General features: G+C 43.3%; 16 protein-coding genes. 11 read left to right on the forward strand and 5 right to left on the reverse strand.

Features of this window, described 5'->3' with window-relative positions:
* Positions 1-54 precede the first annotated feature (54 nt).
* Positions 55-939, forward strand: a complete 885-nt coding sequence (gltC, locus tag AC58PQ_RS07020) for a glutamate biosynthesis transcriptional regulator GltC (RefSeq protein WP_497241230.1) — start codon at positions 55-57, stop codon at positions 937-939.
* A gap of 168 nt (positions 940-1,107) precedes the next feature.
* Here the strand turns inward: gltC and AC58PQ_RS07025 are convergent, their stop codons facing one another.
* On the reverse strand, positions 1,108-1,797 hold the full coding sequence (locus AC58PQ_RS07025) for a zinc metallopeptidase (RefSeq protein ID WP_497241231.1): 690 nt from the start codon (positions 1,795-1,797) through the stop codon (positions 1,108-1,110).
* Between the two features lie 22 nt (positions 1,798-1,819).
* A complete protein-coding gene (locus AC58PQ_RS07030) occupies positions 1,820-2,260 on the reverse strand; it encodes a MerR family transcriptional regulator (RefSeq protein WP_497241232.1) in 441 nt (146 codons plus the stop codon).
* 304 nt (positions 2,261-2,564) lie between these two features.
* Here AC58PQ_RS07030 and AC58PQ_RS07035 point away from each other — a divergent pair, with 304 nt between their 5' ends.
* Genes AC58PQ_RS07035 through AC58PQ_RS07045 form a run of 3 tightly spaced genes read left to right on the forward strand, consistent with a single transcriptional unit; the run spans position 2,565 to position 5,856 of the window.
* Positions 2,565-3,950: an ammonium transporter gene (locus AC58PQ_RS07035; protein ID WP_497241233.1), complete on the forward strand. Its 1,386-nt coding sequence runs from the start codon at positions 2,565-2,567 to the stop codon at positions 3,948-3,950.
* A gap of 39 nt (positions 3,951-3,989) precedes the next feature.
* Positions 3,990-5,072, forward strand: coding sequence for a DUF294 nucleotidyltransferase-like domain-containing protein (locus tag AC58PQ_RS07040; protein WP_497241234.1), 1,083 nt, complete (start codon positions 3,990-3,992; stop codon positions 5,070-5,072).
* Between the two features lie 49 nt (positions 5,073-5,121).
* Entirely contained in the window at positions 5,122-5,856 is a 735-nt protein-coding gene (locus tag AC58PQ_RS07045) for an exonuclease domain-containing protein (RefSeq protein ID WP_497241235.1), read from the forward strand.
* On the opposite strand, the gene AC58PQ_RS07050 is transcribed toward AC58PQ_RS07045, so the two are convergent.
* Positions 5,850-6,296, reverse strand: coding sequence for a M67 family metallopeptidase (locus tag AC58PQ_RS07050; protein ID WP_497241236.1), 447 nt, complete (start codon positions 6,294-6,296; stop codon positions 5,850-5,852). The genes AC58PQ_RS07045 and AC58PQ_RS07050 overlap by 7 nt on opposite strands.
* A 24-nt stretch (positions 6,297-6,320) precedes the next feature.
* Positions 6,321-7,577 carry an MFS transporter gene (locus AC58PQ_RS07055; protein WP_497241305.1) on the reverse strand — a complete coding sequence of 419 codons (1,257 nt, stop codon included), beginning with the start codon at positions 7,575-7,577 and terminating at the stop codon, positions 6,321-6,323.
* Positions 7,578-7,754: 177 nt separating this feature from the next.
* Here AC58PQ_RS07055 and AC58PQ_RS07060 point away from each other — a divergent pair, with 177 nt between their 5' ends.
* A complete protein-coding gene (locus AC58PQ_RS07060) occupies positions 7,755-8,291 on the forward strand; it encodes a TlpA family protein disulfide reductase (RefSeq protein ID WP_497241237.1) in 537 nt (178 codons plus the stop codon).
* 61 nt (positions 8,292-8,352) lie between these two features.
* On the opposite strand, the gene cimA is transcribed toward AC58PQ_RS07060, so the two are convergent.
* Entirely contained in the window at positions 8,353-9,972 is a 1,620-nt protein-coding gene (gene cimA / locus AC58PQ_RS07065) for a citramalate synthase (RefSeq protein WP_497241238.1), read from the reverse strand.
* A gap of 236 nt (positions 9,973-10,208) precedes the next feature.
* On the opposite strand from cimA, the gene AC58PQ_RS07070 reads away from it, so the two are divergent.
* The 6 genes from AC58PQ_RS07070 to AC58PQ_RS07095 all read left to right on the forward strand — a co-directional run bounded on the left by AC58PQ_RS07070 (position 10,209) and on the right by AC58PQ_RS07095 (position 17,950).
* On the forward strand, positions 10,209-11,510 hold the full coding sequence (locus AC58PQ_RS07070; RefSeq protein WP_497241239.1) for a DNA polymerase IV: 1,302 nt from the start codon (positions 10,209-10,211) through the stop codon (positions 11,508-11,510).
* A gap of 6 nt (positions 11,511-11,516) precedes the next feature.
* Positions 11,517-12,020 (forward strand): molybdopterin-guanine dinucleotide biosynthesis protein B, encoded by a 504-nt coding sequence (mobB, locus tag AC58PQ_RS07075; protein ID WP_497241240.1) that lies wholly within the window; start codon positions 11,517-11,519, stop codon positions 12,018-12,020.
* Positions 12,021-12,087: 67 nt separating this feature from the next.
* Entirely contained in the window at positions 12,088-12,321 is a 234-nt protein-coding gene (locus tag AC58PQ_RS07080) for a ferredoxin (protein WP_028556576.1), read from the forward strand.
* Positions 12,322-12,490: 169 nt separating this feature from the next.
* Positions 12,491-14,341, forward strand: coding sequence for a CHASE2 domain-containing protein (locus AC58PQ_RS07085; RefSeq protein ID WP_497241241.1), 1,851 nt, complete (start codon positions 12,491-12,493; stop codon positions 14,339-14,341).
* A 27-nt stretch (positions 14,342-14,368) separates the two neighbouring features.
* The gene (locus AC58PQ_RS07090; protein ID WP_497241306.1) at positions 14,369-16,300 is read left to right on the forward strand and encodes a FecR family protein; all 1,932 of its coding nucleotides are present in this window, start codon (positions 14,369-14,371) and stop codon (positions 16,298-16,300) included.
* A gap of 27 nt (positions 16,301-16,327) precedes the next feature.
* On the forward strand, positions 16,328-17,950 hold the full coding sequence (locus tag AC58PQ_RS07095) for an NHL domain-containing protein (RefSeq protein ID WP_497241242.1): 1,623 nt from the start codon (positions 16,328-16,330) through the stop codon (positions 17,948-17,950).
* Positions 17,951-18,022 lie beyond the last annotated feature (72 nt).

The following is an 18,022-nucleotide window of genomic DNA, read 5'->3' on the forward strand; positions in this document are numbered from 1 at the left end:
CAAAGAACGGATTTCGTTTCGTCATCATGTAGTTAAGTCGGGGGATTTACTCACGTGGAATTAAGACAATTGCAATATTTTGTGAAAGTAGCAAGGAAACAACATGTGACCCAAGCAGCGGAAGAGATGCACGTGGCACAGTCTGCGGTAAGTAGACAAATCCATTTGCTCGAAGAAGAGCTGGGGGTTGATTTATTTGTGCAAAAGGGGCGGAATTTACATTTAACCTCTGTTGGGCATTTATTTCTTAGCCGAGTTGAAGGCATTCTAACGGACTTGGAGCGCGCGGTGGGTGAAATCCACGAATTTCTCGATCCAGAAGCAGGCGAAATTCGTATTGGATTCCCGCATAGCTTAGTCATCAATTTACTTCCTGCGGTTGTTGCAGCTTTTAAGAAAAATCATCCGAATGTGAAGTTTAGATTGCGTCAAGGTACATACACCTCATTGATTCGTGATGTTTCGAGAGGGGAGATCGACCTCGCCTTTATTTCACCCTTTCCAGAATCACATGAGCATGTGACGGGGGAGATTCTATTAACGGAAGAGCTGTTCGCCATTATTCCTTCCAATCATATTCTGGCAGACTATACATCGATTCGACTCGAGCAGTTAAAGAATGAGCCCTTTGTTATGTTTAGTGAAGAGTACACGCTTCGAACAATCGTGATGGAGGCTTGTCACAAGGCAGGTTTCGTGCCGAAAATTGAGTTCGAGGGTGAAGAGACGGACACGATTCGAGGTCTTGTTGCCGCGGGTATGGGAGTCAGCTTGCTTCCGTCAATGGCTTTATTGGAAGGTGGTCAAATGCAACCGGTCAAGATTCGTGTTACGGATCCTCAGGTTACAAGGACGGTTGGGTTAATTTGTCGCAAGGGTGTGAAGCTGCCACTGGTGGCTGAAGTGTTTCGACGATTCCTAAATGAATATTTCAAATGAGAAAACCTCTATCGATGCCACTCGAAGATGAGCGACCGCGTTTAGAGGTGGGTTTTATCGCCAAATAGAAAGATGTTTTCGGTTACCGAAAACTTATACTCTCTATTGTGGTAGTAAAAGCTCTCCCAACAAGTGCCTAAGCAACTTGAAATGGGAGAGCTTTTATTGTTAATCGTTGTTATTACGGCCATTGAAAATCATGATGTATTTCAGAAGCTCAAGCACTGAGATCAACGCAGCAGCAACATAGGTTAACGCGGCAGCATTCAAAACTTTAGCCACACCACGTTCTTCTTCATTTGAGATGAAGCCATGTGCCACCATTTCATTGCGAGCTCTGGTACTTGCGTTAAATTCAACGGGTAACGTAACTAATTGAAAAGCTACGGCTACGGCAAAGAAAATAATGCCGATTTCAAGTAGCCAAGGGATACTTTGAAAAATGAAACCCGCTAGGATCAGGATTGGAGCCACGCCGGAAGTGAAATTAACAACAGGGAACATTTTGTGTCTAGCAACAAGCATTGGATAGTGAACTTGATGTTGGATAGCATGACCGACTTCATGACAGGCAACAGACACGGCTGAGATGGAGCTTTGGAAGTAGACGGGCTCCGATAAGCGCACTGTACGTGCCATTGGATCGTAGTGGTCTGTCAACGTGCCTGGTACTGCTTCGACAGGCACCTCATAAAGACCGTTGGCATCTAACATCCTTCTTGCTGCTTCGGCACCTGTCATATGAGAGTACACCGGTACGCTAGACCACTTCTTGAAAGTCCCGCGCACTCGGAATGAAGCCCACATGGAAAGGGCGAACGCAATGATAATTAGAATATCCATCGGATAATGAAACATAGGGCACTCCTCCGTAATTCAATTATGAGAACGGATTTTTACCTAGAAGAACAATAAGTGCTTCAATGCATGCTGCGGTCGGTTGTGTTAGGATGTGATACAGCTTTTTCAGCTGTTTAGGCTTTAATTGCTGAACGAGCGGGCTCAGCTCCTTGGCTTCCTTCATTAACTGTTCAAGATGAAGTTGAAGGGATGTGAGCTTATCTGTCACTGTATCGTCGGAGGACACTTTACTCCATTGTTGTAAATTTATTTTGATTTCCTCTAAGGTATATTTCTCGCTCTTCATTGATTCAATACGCTTTAGTCGATGCAAGGTTTCATCGCTGTAAAGTCGGTAGTTTGTTTCCGATCTTTTCTCTGGTTCAATTAAGCTCAGCTTGGTGTAGTAATCAATGGTACGAGGGCTGACATCAGCAAGCTTAGCGAGCTCTCCGATTTTGTAAAGCTTCTCATTCCCCATGCTAAATTCACCTCTACTCCAATGGTTTGAATTTCTTTCTTCTATATAATCATGATAACTGATTGCAAACCGTACAGTCAAACGTGATACTTCGAAAAGCTGACATCGGAAAATGATGTAAATCGTGTGAATTAAGATCTCTTATGTAGCTAAACACGAATTATGCTTGTTTCATGTTAGGTTATTTTTCGCTTTTTTCATTTTTTTGATGAAATTCCTATTGTCAAACCCAATTAACCTGTATATAATGACATTAAGAGTTTCATTACATGTTACTTAATCTAACATTAAAGGAAGTGGTCGTATGGTTAAGAAGTTGTTGTTAGCTTTCGGTCTTATGTCATTATTGTTCCCTACACTCGCATTTGCAGCGGATGAGGCAACGGTACCACAATTACAGAGTGCAATTGATGCAGTGTGGGTTATGTTAGCAGCAATCTTAGTCATTTTCATGCAAGCTGGTTTTGCACTTCTAGAAGCGGGGTCAACTAGAATGAAAAATGCCGGTCACGTAGCCGGTAAAACGATTTTAACTTTCGGATTATGTGCCATTGCATTCTGGGCTGTAGGTTTTGGTTTCGCCTTCGGTGATGGAAATGCATTCTTCGGAGAAACAGGGTTCTTCGTAACAGGTTTAGAAGATCAAGCTGCTGCGGCATTCGGATCTCTCTCCTTCTCGGATGTTCCAATCGGCATTAAATTCTTGTTCCAATTAGCTTTCGCTGGTGTCTCCCTTGCAATCGCTTGGGGTGGATTCGCAGAAAGAGCGAAACTTCCAGTTTACTTCATCTTCGGAATTTTGTTTACAGTAGTTATTTATCCAATCGTAGCGCACTGGGTTTGGGGCGGCGGCTGGTTGAGCAAATTGGGTATGCAAGATTTCGCAGGTTCGACGGTTGTTCACTTACAAGGTGCGACTGCAGCATTAGTTGCAACGATCTTGCTTAAACCGCGTATTGGCAAATATAATAAAGATAAAACGCCTAACTTGATTCCAGGTCACAACCAAGTATTGTCTGTTCTCGGTGTTATCATCCTTTGGATCGGTTGGTTCGGTTTCAACCCAGGTAGCACGCTTAGCGCAATGAACGATGGTTTCTTCGGTTACATCGCATTGACAACGAATATGGCTGCTGCGGCAGGTGCTGTAGCTGCATTGATTATCTCTTGGATGTACTTTGGTAAAGCGGATATTCCTAGCATGTTGAATGGTGTTCTGGCTGCGCTTGTTGCTATCACTGCAGCATGTGCTTTCGTAGACGCTTGGGCTGCAATCGTTATTGGTGCAGTAGCGGGTATCGTAACATTCTTCACAGCACAATGGTTCGAAAAAGCTGGAATCGACGATCCGATCTATGCTTTTTCCGTTCACGGTATCGCTGGTATCTGGGGTACACTTTCCACTGGTTTATTCGCAACGCCTGAGCTTTCAGCTAAAGTAGGTGTCGGTGGTGCGGGTTTATTCTACGGCGGTGGCTTCCACCAACTAGGTGTTCAAGCGCTAGGTCTTGCTGGAGCTCTTGCATTCGTACTTGTTCTTTCCTTCATTATCCTAGGCATTCTTAAAGCTACAATTGGTCTTCGTGTTACAGAAGAAGAAGAGATCATTGGTCTGGATCTGTCTGAGCATGGTTCATACGGATATCCTGAGCAAATGAAAAAAGCAGCTCAAAACGGCGTGTCCGTTTAACTACACATATACTTTCTACTAGAGCAAAGGGGATGCAACATGAACCATCTCTCAATGGAACGGATCCTGGAACGCATTTATCAATCGGAGCAATTCGAAGAAATGCGAATCACCAGAGATCAGGTGCATGAGATGTTTCGGGAGCATCTCCTTTTTTCCAATACTTCTGAAATAGGGCAGCAAATCAACCAAGTGCATGATGCGTTGATTCAGAGAACCGCCCAGCTAGCTGAGCAGTTACTTGAGGATGAAGGTTATGGGAAGCCGCCTGTCGCCTACGCTTTTATTCTGTTAGGCAGTGGTGGTAGGGGGGAACAAACACTCTGGAGTGATCAGGACAATGCACTTATTTATGAGGATAGCGAAACACAAACGCAAGAGGAAATAGATGCCTATTTTGATAAGCTTACCTCGTATATTCTTCGCGGTTTGGATATATTAGGTTACCCTCCCTGTGAAGGGAATGTCATTTCGAGCAATCCGCAATGGCGAAAGTCGCTGCATGGATACACGGAGATGATGAATGGTTGGTTTAAGGAACCGGATTGGGAAAATGTACGTTATTTGCTCATTTTGGCGGATTTGCGTTGTATTTATGGTTCCGAGGCATTGGTAAAGCAACTGAAAGAAGCATTTCTAACTTATGTCCAGGAGCATCCAGGTATCTTGAAATATTTGCTATCGAATACGTTGCATCACAAAATTTCGTTAGGTGTATTTAGTCATTTAATTACAGAGAGATATGGCGAAGATGCGGGTGGGTTTGATATCAAATATGGTGCTTATATTCCGATTGTAAACGGGATTAGGCTGCTTGCTATTCAAGCAGGGATTCTAGCCACTTCTACATTAGAACGAATTAAGCAGCTAAAGACCAACGCGGTCGTTTCAGAGCAGCTGGCAAATGATTGGGAAATCGCTTTTTCTATCGCACTACAGCTTAGGGGTATGACTCCTTTTCAGTTAGATGAAGAGAAATATACGACAAGAGGTAAACTTACGAGGGCTCAGCTAAACAAGGAAACACGTGTGCAATTAAAGCGATGTCTACGGACGGGTATTGAATTGCAGAAATATGTCAGTAAATCCATTGGATCACACATAGAGAGAGAAAAAGGTTAGATAATCGGAATCGGAAATCACGTTTCATTTGTAGGGAGTGGTGACTGAAGTGAAAGATATGCGTCCAGCAGGTCGTATGTGGCATTTGTATAAGATGGGTGGATTAACGCCGGCCCTAACCTCGATGTTTGATGCACAAAGTGCGCAGCAAATGGCTTTTATTCGGTCGATGTTGAAAGAGCAACGGAAAGATTCTTTGTTTGAAATCCCCCTGCATTCGATGGAAATCGTGGTGTTTGATCTTGAGACGACAGGCTTCTCTCCCTATAACGGTGATGAAATTATTTCGTTCGGCGCTGTCTCTGTTATTGGCGGTGAGGTGCAGACGCAAGATACCTTTTATAAAATGGTGAATCCAAAGCGTAAGATACCAGATGAGATTGTGAAGCTAACCGGAATTACGAATGAAATGGCGTGTGATGCGCCTGATTTGATTGGTGTATTAAGTGATTTCTTGGAATTCGTTCAGCAGAAAATCCTAGTCGCACATGCGATTGGCCATGATAAAAACTTTTTGAACTCGGCCTTGTGGCGTACGTCAAAGGTTAGCTTATCTCATCGTGTTCTAGATATTATGATGATTGTGAAATGGCTCATGCCCAAACGGAAAAACTTAAGCTTGGACTCCCTTCTTCATGCTTATGACATTCCTGTTACCGTGCGTCACCATGCGCTTGAGGATGCTCTCATGACCGCACAGCTTTGGTCCCGATTCATGGAAGAAATAAGAGCTAGAGATGTGGATACACTAGGTGATTTATATGCTTTATTAAGCCATCATTGACCGATGACAAACGAAAGTTTGTGATATGCGGTAGTGGTGGTTTTTTTTAGGCGATAAACCTGGAGATCGGGATTTCCTGCGCGTTGTAAGGATAAGATCCAGTAAGTTGGAATCATATGCCAGTGCGTATGGAGATCCTCAGCTGAAGGGATAGGGGGCGCTGTAGGGTGCGAATGAAATAGGCCTACAATAGGACGACTGAGATCATTTAGATACGGAAGTATGTCAATGGGATTGATGACAAATTGCCGTGTTGGATGTTTGGCGTGATTACGTAGAAGTATAAACGTGTGTACATGAAGTTCATCTGTCTGCAAGGAAGTGGCTTCTCCTAGCAGGATGCCACATGCTTCGTTGGGGAGAGAACGGATGCTGTGCGTTACAATTTCATCATATAACTTTTTAGTTAAATGTATGCTCACCAATGCTCTCACCCTCACCTTGCATCGAATGAGGTTAGTATATCATGTTTGTTCTTTCAATTCTGCCTTCGGCTTAATAAAGAAATATACGAGGGCGAGCATGAGAATGGCTAATGAGGCGACTGTGATGAAGAGTGTCTTATGTGAGATGCTCATAAGCCAACCGAATAGGGGCGGGCCAAAGGCGACGCCAATAAAGCGTAAGCTATTATATAGCGAAGTAATCATACCGCGCTGCTCTCGCTCGACCGACCCGGTTATGAGCGTGTTTAGGCATGGGAGGAGGAGTCCTGTCCCAATCCCGCTGAGTGATAATAAGCCGATGAAGACATACAGGTTCCCATTAAGGAACGTAGCCAATGCGAGAGATACGACCATGATGATGAGACCGATATTCATGAGCCATCGCATGAGCTTGCCATTTTGTTTTATTTTAGCCCCCGTGGTATATGAGGTAATCACGAGGCAGAGCAAAGGGATGGCGAGGATAAGTCCTTTGCGAACGCCTTCGATGTAGTAGGGCTTCTCTTCCAAAATTTGCGAGAGGTAGAAGAGTACTCCGAATAAGATAAATAGCGTGATCGAGCCAGCGACAAAAGCGGGCAGCAGCCAGTGGCCTTTGCTCCTCAGGATGGTTTTGATTTGTTTCAAATATTGTCTAAGGGGTTCGGCTTCATTCTCTTTGGCAGGTTCTTTGATCATAAAAATAACGGCAAGTAGAGCAAGCAAGCAAAAAAGTGGAAAAGCAAAAAAAGGCGCGAACCAAATCATTAAAGCAAGTAGAGAACCTAAAATAGGGCTAACAACCTTACCGATTCCGTTGGAGGCTTCGATGAGGCCGAGAGCTTTGCTGGCTTTGGGACCTTTGTAGATATCTCCTACTAGGGCCATGGCAATAGGGGCTGTACCTGCCGCTCCGAGGCCTTGAATAGCACGGGCAGTGATAAGTGTAGGGTACGAGTTCCAGACGGCGCCAAGCCCTGCAAGAATCCCTGCAGAACCGTATACAATGAGTGAAGGGATAATGACAGTCTTGCGTGTGAAGCGATCAGATAAGTAACCGGATACCGGGATGATGATGCCTGCAGTAAGCGAAAATAGGGTAATGATGAGTGAACTTTGGAAACGGGATATGCTCATTTTCTCTTGCAAATCAGGCAGGATAGGGACAAGCATGGAATTACCAAGAACAAGCACCAAAGGGATGGATGCAAGTGCGAGATATTGCCAAACGCTTCCTTTTTCGCTGGCGTCTGTCTTTTTTTTCTCTGACGTTTCTTCATGTTCATAAAAATTCATTTTATCAACTGGTACTTTACCTTTATGATTAATGGCAGCTTGCTTCATGAGAACATTTCCTTTCATCGCAAAGAGTAGGATTACTTTTCCCTAATTGGATGAAAGCATACTTATCGTTTGTTATGTTGGAATTTTCGTTGAATTGGAGATAATATAGAGGGAGTGGAGGTTGATACTGTGAAGAAGAATCTCATCGCAATCGCTTTCGTCTTATTATTGGCGGGCTTTGCGGTTTATCAAAATGTGCAGAATGAAAACAAACAAACCCTCATGCCAAGCGAGCAAGCGGCAAAGGTTAATTTCTTAGCTCCTTCTTTTACATTGCAAGGCTTAGATGGGAAGGATTATTCCGTCGGCGGGCCGCGTGAAAAGCCGATGTTTGTGAATTTTTGGGCATCCTGGTGCGGTCCTTGTGAAGAAGAAGCACCTGATCTGGTGAATTTGTATAAGAAATATGAGGGGAAATTCGATCTTTATGCGGTGAATGTGACGCCTGGGGATAAAATGGACAATATAAAAAAATTCGTAGACACTTATCAGTATCCTTTCCCGGTGCTGCTCGATAAACAAGGGACGAATGCGGATACCTATAACGTTATTGCTATTCCGACAAGCTTTCTTATTGATAAAAATGGCGTGATTCGGGAAATCATTCATGTGCTTTCTCCGAAGGAGCTCGACAAGAAGATGGCGAGTCTTTTGAAAGAAGAATAAGAAACTACGATTAAAAAAGCTGCAAGAGAGCAATCATGCTCTTGCAGCTTTTTGTATACGTTTAATGATTTACTAATCCTAATCGTTCTTGTTGCTCTTTGTTTGCGGGCTCTACTCGTTTCCGACTAATGAGGGCATAACGTAAGCTGTCTACGAGAGCATACCAGCTTGCTTCGATAATATTACTGGATACACCGAGTGTGTTCCACGTGGTATTAAAGTCTGTGGACTCCATCAAGACACGAACCTTACCGGCTGTTGCATCCTTTTCGTCCAATACACGTACCTTATAGTCAGAAAGATGAACATTCTTAATATCCGGATAGTATTGAATCAGTGCTTTCCGTAAGGCGTTATCAAGCGCGTTGACGGGACCATTGCCTTCGGCCGCGGTATAGATCGTTTCGCCATGTACTTTCACTTTGACGATTGCTTCGGAAACAACTGCGTGATTAGCCGTTTTCTCTACGAGCATTTTGAAGGATTCTAAGGTGAAAATTTCTTCAAGACCTTCGAACGCCTCACGTAATAGAAGTTCAAGCGTGGCATCAGCACCTTCGAATTGATATCCCTGATGCTCCATATCCTTAATCTTCTCAATCACTTCTTTGGTCTTCTGGTGTTCTTTATTGAAATCTAAGTTAAGTTCTTGTGCTTTGACAAGTACGTTGCTTTGACCTGCAAGCTCGGAAACAAGCACGCGTTGTTTGTTTCCTACGAGCTCAGGCTTCGTATGCTCATACGTGCTTGCATCCTTAAGGATAGCTGAGACATGAATGCCGCCTTTGTGAGCAAATGCAGCATTCCCAACATAAGGTTGGTTAACTGGCATATGCATGTTGGCAATTTCGCTAATATATCTCGAAACGGATGTGAGTGATTTCAATTGATCTGTGGAGATCACATCATAGTTAAGCTTCAATTGTAAATTAGGGATAATCGAGCTTAGGTTAGCATTTCCACAGCGTTCACCGTAGCCGTTAATCGTCCCTTGGACTTGTCTAGCACCAGCTTGTACGGCAGCGAGCGAGTTAGCTACGCCTAATTCACAATCGTTATGGGCGTGAATACCTACCGGTGTAGAGACATGCTGCGTAACTGTCGTTACGATCGCTGTGATCTCATTAGGTAAAGATCCGCCATTCGTATCACAAAGCGTAATCCAATCAGCTCCAGCATCTTGCGCCTTTTTGATTGTTTGCAGCGCATAGTCGGGATTATTTTTGTAACCATCGAAGAAATGCTCAGCATCATAAATGACTTCCATCCCGCTGCTTTTCAGAAAGAGAACGGAGTCATAAATCATATTCAAATTTTCTTCAAGTGTCGTTTGAATGGCCGTAGTTACATGAAAGTCCCATGACTTACCGAAAATCGTAGCGACTGGAGCGCCTGATTCTACAAGTCTATTAAGGTTAATGTCGTCCGCGGCAATTGAATCTTTCCGTCTTGTGCTTCCGAAAGCGGTAATTTTGGCATTCGTGAAAGTCATCGTGCGAGCCCGCTCAAAGAATTCAATGTCTTTGCTGTTGCTGCCCGGCCATCCGCCTTCAATATAATGAACCCCGAGCTCATCGAGCTTACGGGCGATTTTGATTTTATCCTCGACGGATAGGGAGATACCTTCTCCTTGAGTTCCGTCTCGCAGGGTGGTATCGAAGATTTTGACTGATGTTGGCATGGGTTCCTCCTTCAAAAGCTAGCAAAGTGACTTCGGTGTAAGTGATGTGGTAGTTTCGCTTGCTTTAAAGCGCTAATGTATAATTTACGATTATAACATAAATGTACTGCTAAAGACATCATATTATAAAATTGCGTTAGCTTGAATGATTATTTTTTTGACATCTGAAGTTGGTTATGTTTCACTCGAGTAGAAGGCTCTGAAATTTGATTCACTAACACTGGGAGGGAAAGCATATGGTGTCCGTAGAGCATCATTATCCCAAGCAAGGCAGAGTCATTTTACATATTGATATGAATGCTTTCTACTGTTCTGTTCATGAAGCGGTAGAGCCTGACTTATATAAGGGAAAGCCTCTTGCTGTTGCAGGGAGTGTGGAGCTGCGTAAGGGGATCGTCGTTACTTCATCATATGCAGCGCGCGCATTAGGAATCAAGACAGGCATGCAAGTTAGGCAAGCTTTAAAAATATGTCCGGAACTCATCTTAATCAGACCTGACTTCGATCTCTATCGTAATTTCTCCAGGAGGTTCATGCAGATAGTCTATGGATATTCACCGATGGTAGAATCTATGTCTATCGATGAATGTTTTGTAGATATCACAGGATCTAAACAGTTTGGAACACCGCTTGAAATTGCAAATAGTATTCAAAAAAGAATTATGCAAGAGTTGCAATTGCCATGCTCCATTGGAGTTGCGCCCAATAAGCTGTTGGCTAAGATGGGTTCAGATATGAAGAAACCGAATGGGATTACGGTTTTGCGGCTGCGTGATGTGCCGTCTGTATTTTGGGACAAGCCTTGTAATTATTTATATGGTATTGGTAAAAAAACAGCGGAGAAGCTTTCTAGGCTTGGTATCCATACGTTAGGACAGTTGGCAGTGGGGGACGACACGCTGTTAAGCAAGCGCTTCGGCGTGATGGGCGCACACTTGAAGCGCGCTGCTAATGGGATTGACCCCTCTGTGGTGAATCCAGAACAAGAGCAGAGTAAGTCGATCGGACATACGACGACATTGCCGCGTGATTATACGGATCGCGTCGAAATCCATCGTGTCCTTCTGAATCTAGCGGATCAGGTAGCAAGAAGGCTGCGTAAGCAAGAGCTTTTGACTGCAACGATTCAAATTACGATCCGCGATCCGGAGATGAGGACGATTACCAGATCGCTTACCTTGCCAACGCCAACTGAGCATATGGATGATATATATCGGACCTCCTGCCAGCTATACGATCATCAATGGGAGGACGGAAATCCGGTTCGACTCTTAGGAATTACGTTGCAGAATTTGATCGCCAAGGAAGAATCCTATGTGCAGCTCGATTTATTTGATTACGAGAAGCAGCCGCGCAGGGAGAACCTGAATAGAGTCATGGATGGATTACGTGATAAATTCGGAGAAGGTGTGATTCTTACTGCGGGGATGATGAGTGATGATCCATCTTCCTTAATTCGAAATCACAAAGTAAGAGGAACGTCCTTGCAGATGGATCATTTGCGAAATAATCCTCTTCATAGGGATGAGGGAGAGTGAGGAAATATGGCTCATTGCTTGGGCTTCGCTGGATATTCGAATAGTGGGAAAACAACATTGGTTGCTAAGCTTATTATTGAAATGAAACATCGCGGTCATCGGATTGCGGTAATGAAACATGATGCGCATGGGCATTATAAAGAAGAGAAAGGAGCCGACTCAACAATGTTCGCTGAGTCTGGCGCTGATGTTGTGGTTACACTTTCACCTGATGCCATACACGTTTATGAGAAGAAGGAATCACCGAGCCTGGAAGAGCTTTTACTAGCGTATGCCCATCTTGACTATATTTTTATTGAGGGCTTCAAGAGGGAAAAGCATCCAAAGATTGCCGTTTATCGTACAATGGAACAAAGAGAGATGATTAAAGGGTTGGTGCCAAGTCCGATTGCGGTAGCTACTGATTTAGTTATTTTAGAAGATGACTTTGCTTATCCACGCTACAATTTGAATGATATCCATGGAATTGCAGACTTTATTGAGCAGTATTTTGGAGATTGTCAATTTTAAGGTTTGAACTTTGTCCGTATTTATATTATATTTTACAATGAGGATAATTTGAGGAGGAGTAGAAAACATGGCTAAGTATACATTTGTTGATAAAGATACTTGCATCGCTTGCGGCGCTTGCGGAGCTACAGCTCCAGATATCTATGATTACGATGATGAAGGTTTGGCAGAAGTGATTTTTGATGGAGATGGAAACAAAGGGGTTACTGAAATTCCTGAAGATCTATTTGATGATCTACAAGATGCTCAAGATGGCTGCCCGACTGACTCCATTAAAGTTGCGGATTCACCTTTTAGCTAATCATAATTAAAGAATCATTTTGTGAAAAAATCACGAAATGTCGAAAGAGCTCGTTTCCTGAAAAGGAACGGGCTCTTTTTTTGATGAAAAACTGTGAATTTTGTAACAATTTATTGCCAATTCTTACATAGCATCTTACAATGAATCTAGTAAAATCGGGGAGGACTATATGGGTAGGAAGAAATGGATTAAGACTTTAGTCGTAGGACTCTTAATAACTTTGTTATCGACATATTTCTACACGGCGCAATCGAACGGTTTATTTTATTTTGTGGAGAGCCCTCTACAAGATAACTTGCGTGGCGCAAAATTGGTTGATGAGCGTCAGCCAGATGATCGAATCAAGATTGTTAAAATCGATGATAAATCACTTTCTGCCATCGGCAAGTTTCCATGGGATCGAAGTACATACGCGCAAGTCATAGAGAAGTTGGAACAATCTGGTGTAGCAGCAATTGGGATTGACGTTGTGCTCGCAGAGCCTTCGAAGAACCCTGCTGACGATAAAGCATTAGCTGATGTGTTAGCGAAGTACTCCAATATTATATTGCCTATACAAATCAATTACCCCTCCAAACAAAAGTCAGCAGGAGAATTAGTTCCTGAGAAAGTTGATTACCCTTCCTTGACCCTAACGACCAAAAGAGAACAGATGGCCCATATCAATGTGTTTGTTGATGAGGATGGCAAAGCCCGCAAGTTGCCAGTCGGTTTGCCAGATGAGAAAGGTACCTACATACCGGCATTCAGTGTTGCTCTTGCGAATTTAGTTTTGGATGATCATGAGAAGGTAAAGCGTGATGCTGAAACTGGCGAGTGGTTGCGTGGTAATGAGAAATTGCCAATCAACGAAAGAAACCAAGTGACAACAGAGTTCTTCACGGAGCCAAGACAAAAGGTAGATGCGGCAACTGGTTATGAAATGCTGTCTTTCGTTGATGTTCTGAATAGCACCAAGCCGTTGCCGCTTGAAGGTAGTATCGTGCTAGTGGGTCCCTTCGAAACGGCCATGCAGGATGAATACCCGACACCGATTTCCTCAGTCAAGATGTTTGGGATTGAAATTCATGCCAATATGATTCAAACCCTGTTAGAGAGTGTTTTTTACAAGGATGCTTCGAGCTCGGCTGGGATCGCTATTATTCTACTTATTTCATTGCTTGCTATTATCTTGTTTGAAAAGTTCAATGGGAAGACTGCTTTATTCATTTTTCTAGGCATGTTCGTAATCTATGGCATGGTATGGTTAGGTTTTTATACCATTGGTTCCTTGTTCCTACCGCTTGTATATCCACAATTTGCACTAGTTACCATCTATGTATGGTCATTAGTTAGCCATTACTTAGAAGAACGAAAAGAACGGAATCGGGTTACTGGTATTTTCGGTAGATTCGTTTCCAAAACCGTTGTGGATGAGCTGCTTCAGTCAGGTGAAGATGTCAAACTTGGCGGAAGCCGTAAAGACATTTCATTGATATTCGTTGATATTCGCGGGTTTACCCCAATGTCGGAACGACTAGAGCCAGAACAAGTTATTCAGGTACTTAATGAGTATCTGGATGTGTGTACAAAAGCAATCTTCAAGTTCAATGGAACATTGGATAAATTCATTGGTGATGGCGTTATGGCGATGTTCGGCGCACCTATTGAATATGATAATCACCCAGAAATGGCCGTACGCGCTGCGATCGAGATGAAATCTCAAGCAGATCTTCTCGAGCAGAAGTTGATTAAGAATTTTGGTATCGGTGTGAAATTTGGACTGGGGATTAATAGTGGACCTGCGGTTGTAGGTAATATTGGATCTGAAGATCTAAGGCTGGATTACACGGCGATTGGCGATACCGTTAACTTGTCAGCGCGACTTGAATCTAATGCCAAACCTGGACAGATTTTGATTAGTGAACAGACGTATGAGCGTGTCAAAGGACTATTTGAGATTGAATCTATTGGTGAGATCAAAGTAAAAGGGAAAGAAAAACCGGTTGCTGTGTATGAAGTCATCGGGCATATAAAATAGAGTTGTTGGGAGGCGTGCAGAGTGGAAATGACAAAGAAATCATTTATTTCAGTATTGTTAAGCTTTAGCTTGGTGTTTAGTTTAGTATCTGTGTTGTTAGTTAAGCCGGTCTATGCGAAAACGGTCCGCGTTGCCCTTATTTCGGCATTATCAGGGGACGTTACAATTAAAAAAGGCGGCGGCTCCAAGACCTACGATGCTTACGAGAAAATGAGTTTAAATCAGGGGGATACCATTTATACGGGGGAAAGCTCCTCAGTAACTCTGAACTTAGCGAGCGGCGATGCGGATGTCACATTAGGCGACAATGCGGAGATCAATGTATCAGATCTCAACTCTTCAGATGGAAATAAGAAATCCAAGCTTAAGGTTTGGGCAGGTTCGATGTGGGTCAAAGTGAAATCGTTGGCCGGCGCGGATGATGAATTTGAGGTTGAAACGCCAACTGCAGTCATGGGCGTACGCGGCACACAGTTCTTCGTCTCGGTTGACCCAGTTACTGGTAAAACCAAAATGGCTGTAGGTTCTGGGAGGGTATCCGCATCTACAGTAACGTCCAATTCGGATGAGACGCAAACCACGACGATTACCTACTTAAACCCGACGCAAGAAATTACGTTAGATAATCGTGATGAAACAACGGACTTGGATTTGAAAGTAGAGTTCCTTGATCTAGAAGAATTTATCAAACAAGCTTCTCCTGAAATTATTAAAGAATTACTACTGAACAAAGATGAGATCGATAAGGAAAACGAAGCGTTTATTGCTAAAAAGAAAAAGGAAATTGAAGAGGGCCTTATTGTTGATGATCAAACTTCCTTAAGTATCAAAAATCTATCTGATTTAGATAAAGTCAAGCAAAATCTAGCGAATTTGATCGGTAATATTGCTAAAGAAGCATTAGCTGAGAATAAATTAGATCAGAAGGAACTAAACAAAATTATTGAGGAAACGAACAAAAAGATCACGCAAGAGGAAAAAAAGCTGGATTTATCTAAAGTCAAACCGCTTGATAAAACGGCAGGTGTTGATCCGGAGTTAGAGAAAAAGAAACAAGAAGAGTTGCGAAAACTTGAAGAAGCGAAGTTAAAAGCAAAGCTTGAAAACGATAAAAAAGTAGAAGATGCTAAGCAAAAGCTGGCTGCTGCCTTGAAAAAGCTAGAAGAAGAAAAGAAAAAGCTTGAGGAAGCACAGAAAGCTGCTGAAGCGAAGGCGAAGGCTGAGGCGGAAGCGAAGTTGAAGGAAACTTTAACTGAGCAAGAGAAGAAGAAATTTGAAGAAGATGCGAAGCCGAAGGCAAACTCGTCTACTGGAAATAAAGACAAGCCTAGTACGGAACCAGGCCCAGGACCAGGACCAGGACCAGGTCCAAGCCCAGATCCAGATCCAGATCCGGTGGTTCTAACGCCTACAGTTACTTTGACTACAGATTTGATTAATATTGAAGATCTACTCACACCACAAACGGTGAATCCACCGGGAGGTGCTGATTCAGCTCCTTATTATCTAAATATCAATTTTAATAACTTTACAGCAGGAATAAAAGATATTTATGCAGTAGAGGTTCATTTACTATATGGTTCTCAAACACATTATATTGCCTATCCTCCATCACTTTTAAAAAATAAAAATATTTTCCACACAACAACAGAAGGTGGATCGAGTGCAGATTATATTAAGGCGTATGAGCTAGGGGATGGAAGTGAAGGTGATAATGAACTCGTTTATGCTGTAACTAATTTTGGTACTGCACCAAACATCGCAGTTGCTGAGACAACAAAGCTAGTTAGCATTCCGATGGTAACCTCTGGAGTGGATCAAATCCGTGTTGGTAAAATTGTGATCGTTAGGAAGAATGGTCAAACCGTCGAGAAAATTATTATCAACCCAGATGATATTGAGGCAGTGGATGTTGAGGGACCTGTGTATACAGAAAATCCAGAATATCCAGAAGTGTAAAGTTAACTAGAAAAAAAGGAGAAACCAATGAAACCCTTACGACAAATATTTGTTTCAAGTATAATTGTTGCTACCTTACTAGGCGGCTCATCGACTTGGGCTGCTGGTTTAGATGCTGAGGCGTTGAAATCCAGCACCGGTCAGATTCTATCTGATGTGTCGACCTTGGCGGGTATCGGCGATTTTGAAGATCGAGACGGGGATGCTTTACAAGCGGCCTTTCGAGCACCTGGAAGTGTACTGCAGCTTGCCGATGGAAGTCTTCTAATTGCGGATACACGGAATCATGTGATTCGTAAAGTGAAGGATGGTCAAGTGACTATATTTGCAGGGCCTGAAATCGCCATATTGAAGAATAGCCAAGGTTTCCCGACAGGTGGACTCCTAGATGGGAAAGCATCAGAATCGTTTTTTAATGAGCCGACGGGGCTTGCCGTGGATGCCCAAGGGGATGTCTATGTAGCAGATGCGGGCAATCATGCGATTCGTAAGATAGACGTGAATGGGAATGTCTCGACGATAGCCGGCAATGGCGTAGCTGGAAACAAAGACGGAAAAGGTGCAGAAGCTAGCTTCAATCACCCAAGTGATATTGCGGTTACAGCAGACGGTACGGTGTATGTCGCAGATTCTCTTAATCATGTAATCCGTAAAGTTGCTGTTAATGGACAAGTAACAACATTGACGGCTCCAGTTACTCGCGCAATTCAAGTTCGGCCGGGTGAAGCTTCATTCGCAGGAGAGTATCACGACGGCAGCCTTTCTACAGCGTTGTTCAATGAGCCATCAGGGCTCGCTTTAGATGGCAAAGGGAATCTTTATGTAAGTGACACGGGAAATCAACGTATCCGTTATATGGACTTTGCAACAGGTCTTGTATCGACGATTGCGGGATCAACCCCATCTGTCAGTACTTCGTCGATTTATGCGAAAAATGAGTTATATGCAGAAGGTGATTTTGCAGATGGCCAAGCGTTGAAGGCGAAGTTTGACTTCCCTAAGGGACTGGCTGTGACCACAGATGGCGGTCTGCTTATCGCGGATAGTTTGAATCACTCTGTTCGCTATTTGTTGAATGGTCAAGTAACGACGCTCACAGGAACGCTTCAAACGGGGGAAGCAGATGGCGTTGAGCAATCCGCTGAGTTCTATAATCCTTCGGATGTAATTGCTACAACGCAAGGGTACCTCGTTGTAGCGGATGCTTCCAATAACAAAATTCGTAAAATAACGCCATATCATTTGCCTGCGAATGTTTCGAATGATGGCGTAGTGAAGGTGGTTAGCGGCAATAAACTAATTTCCTTTGATGCACAGCCTGAAATTCAAGATGGACGCACAATGGTGCCTGTTCGTGCAATCAGTGAAACATTTGGCTATAACGTGACCTATGTCGAGCGGGCTGGTAAATCAGTTGTACAGCTCTCCAAAGGTGATCTGACAGTGGAGTTAACCATTGGTGAAACAGGTATCGTTCGTAAGCAAGCTGGCACCCCAGATCGTAAGTTAAAAACGGATGTAGCACCCTGTGTGAAGCAAGATCGCACCTATGTACCTATTCGCTTCTTTGCTGAACAGATCGGTTTAGATGTACAGTGGGATGCTTCGCATCAAACGGCAATTTTACGTGTGAAATCCTATTTGAAATAGGCTGTAAATAGAAAAGGCTTGGCAAGGAGAACTCCTTGTCCAAGTCTTTTTCTCGTTTGACTTCAGCTTTGC

Source organism: Paenibacillus sp. J22P143 (assembly GCF_059692035.1).

What these genes read in the sequence shown, in the direction of transcription:
- AC58PQ_RS07095 (WP_497241242.1), top strand. Translation starts at nt 16,328, where the DNA reads ATGAAACCCTTACGACAAATATTTGTTTCAAGTATAATTGTTGCTACC.
- AC58PQ_RS07030 (WP_497241232.1), bottom strand. Translation starts at nt 2,260, where the DNA reads ATGGGGAATGAGAAGCTTTACAAAATCGGAGAGCTCGCTAAGCTTGCT.
- AC58PQ_RS07090 (WP_497241306.1), top strand. Translation starts at nt 14,369, where the DNA reads ATGACAAAGAAATCATTTATTTCAGTATTGTTAAGCTTTAGCTTGGTG.
- AC58PQ_RS07080 (WP_028556576.1), top strand. Translation starts at nt 12,088, where the DNA reads ATGGCTAAGTATACATTTGTTGATAAAGATACTTGCATCGCTTGCGGC.
- AC58PQ_RS07040 (WP_497241234.1), top strand. Translation starts at nt 3,990, where the DNA reads ATGAACCATCTCTCAATGGAACGGATCCTGGAACGCATTTATCAATCG.
- AC58PQ_RS07085 (WP_497241241.1), top strand. Translation starts at nt 12,491, where the DNA reads ATGGGTAGGAAGAAATGGATTAAGACTTTAGTCGTAGGACTCTTAATA.
- cimA (WP_497241238.1), bottom strand. Translation starts at nt 9,972, where the DNA reads ATGCCAACATCAGTCAAAATCTTCGATACCACCCTGCGAGACGGAACT.
- AC58PQ_RS07035 (WP_497241233.1), top strand. Translation starts at nt 2,565, where the DNA reads ATGGTTAAGAAGTTGTTGTTAGCTTTCGGTCTTATGTCATTATTGTTC.
- AC58PQ_RS07025 (WP_497241231.1), bottom strand. Translation starts at nt 1,797, where the DNA reads ATGTTTCATTATCCGATGGATATTCTAATTATCATTGCGTTCGCCCTT.
- mobB (WP_497241240.1), top strand. Translation starts at nt 11,517, where the DNA reads ATGGCTCATTGCTTGGGCTTCGCTGGATATTCGAATAGTGGGAAAACA.
- AC58PQ_RS07055 (WP_497241305.1), bottom strand. Translation starts at nt 7,577, where the DNA reads ATGAATTTTTATGAACATGAAGAAACGTCAGAGAAAAAAAAGACAGAC.
- AC58PQ_RS07070 (WP_497241239.1), top strand. Translation starts at nt 10,209, where the DNA reads ATGGTGTCCGTAGAGCATCATTATCCCAAGCAAGGCAGAGTCATTTTA.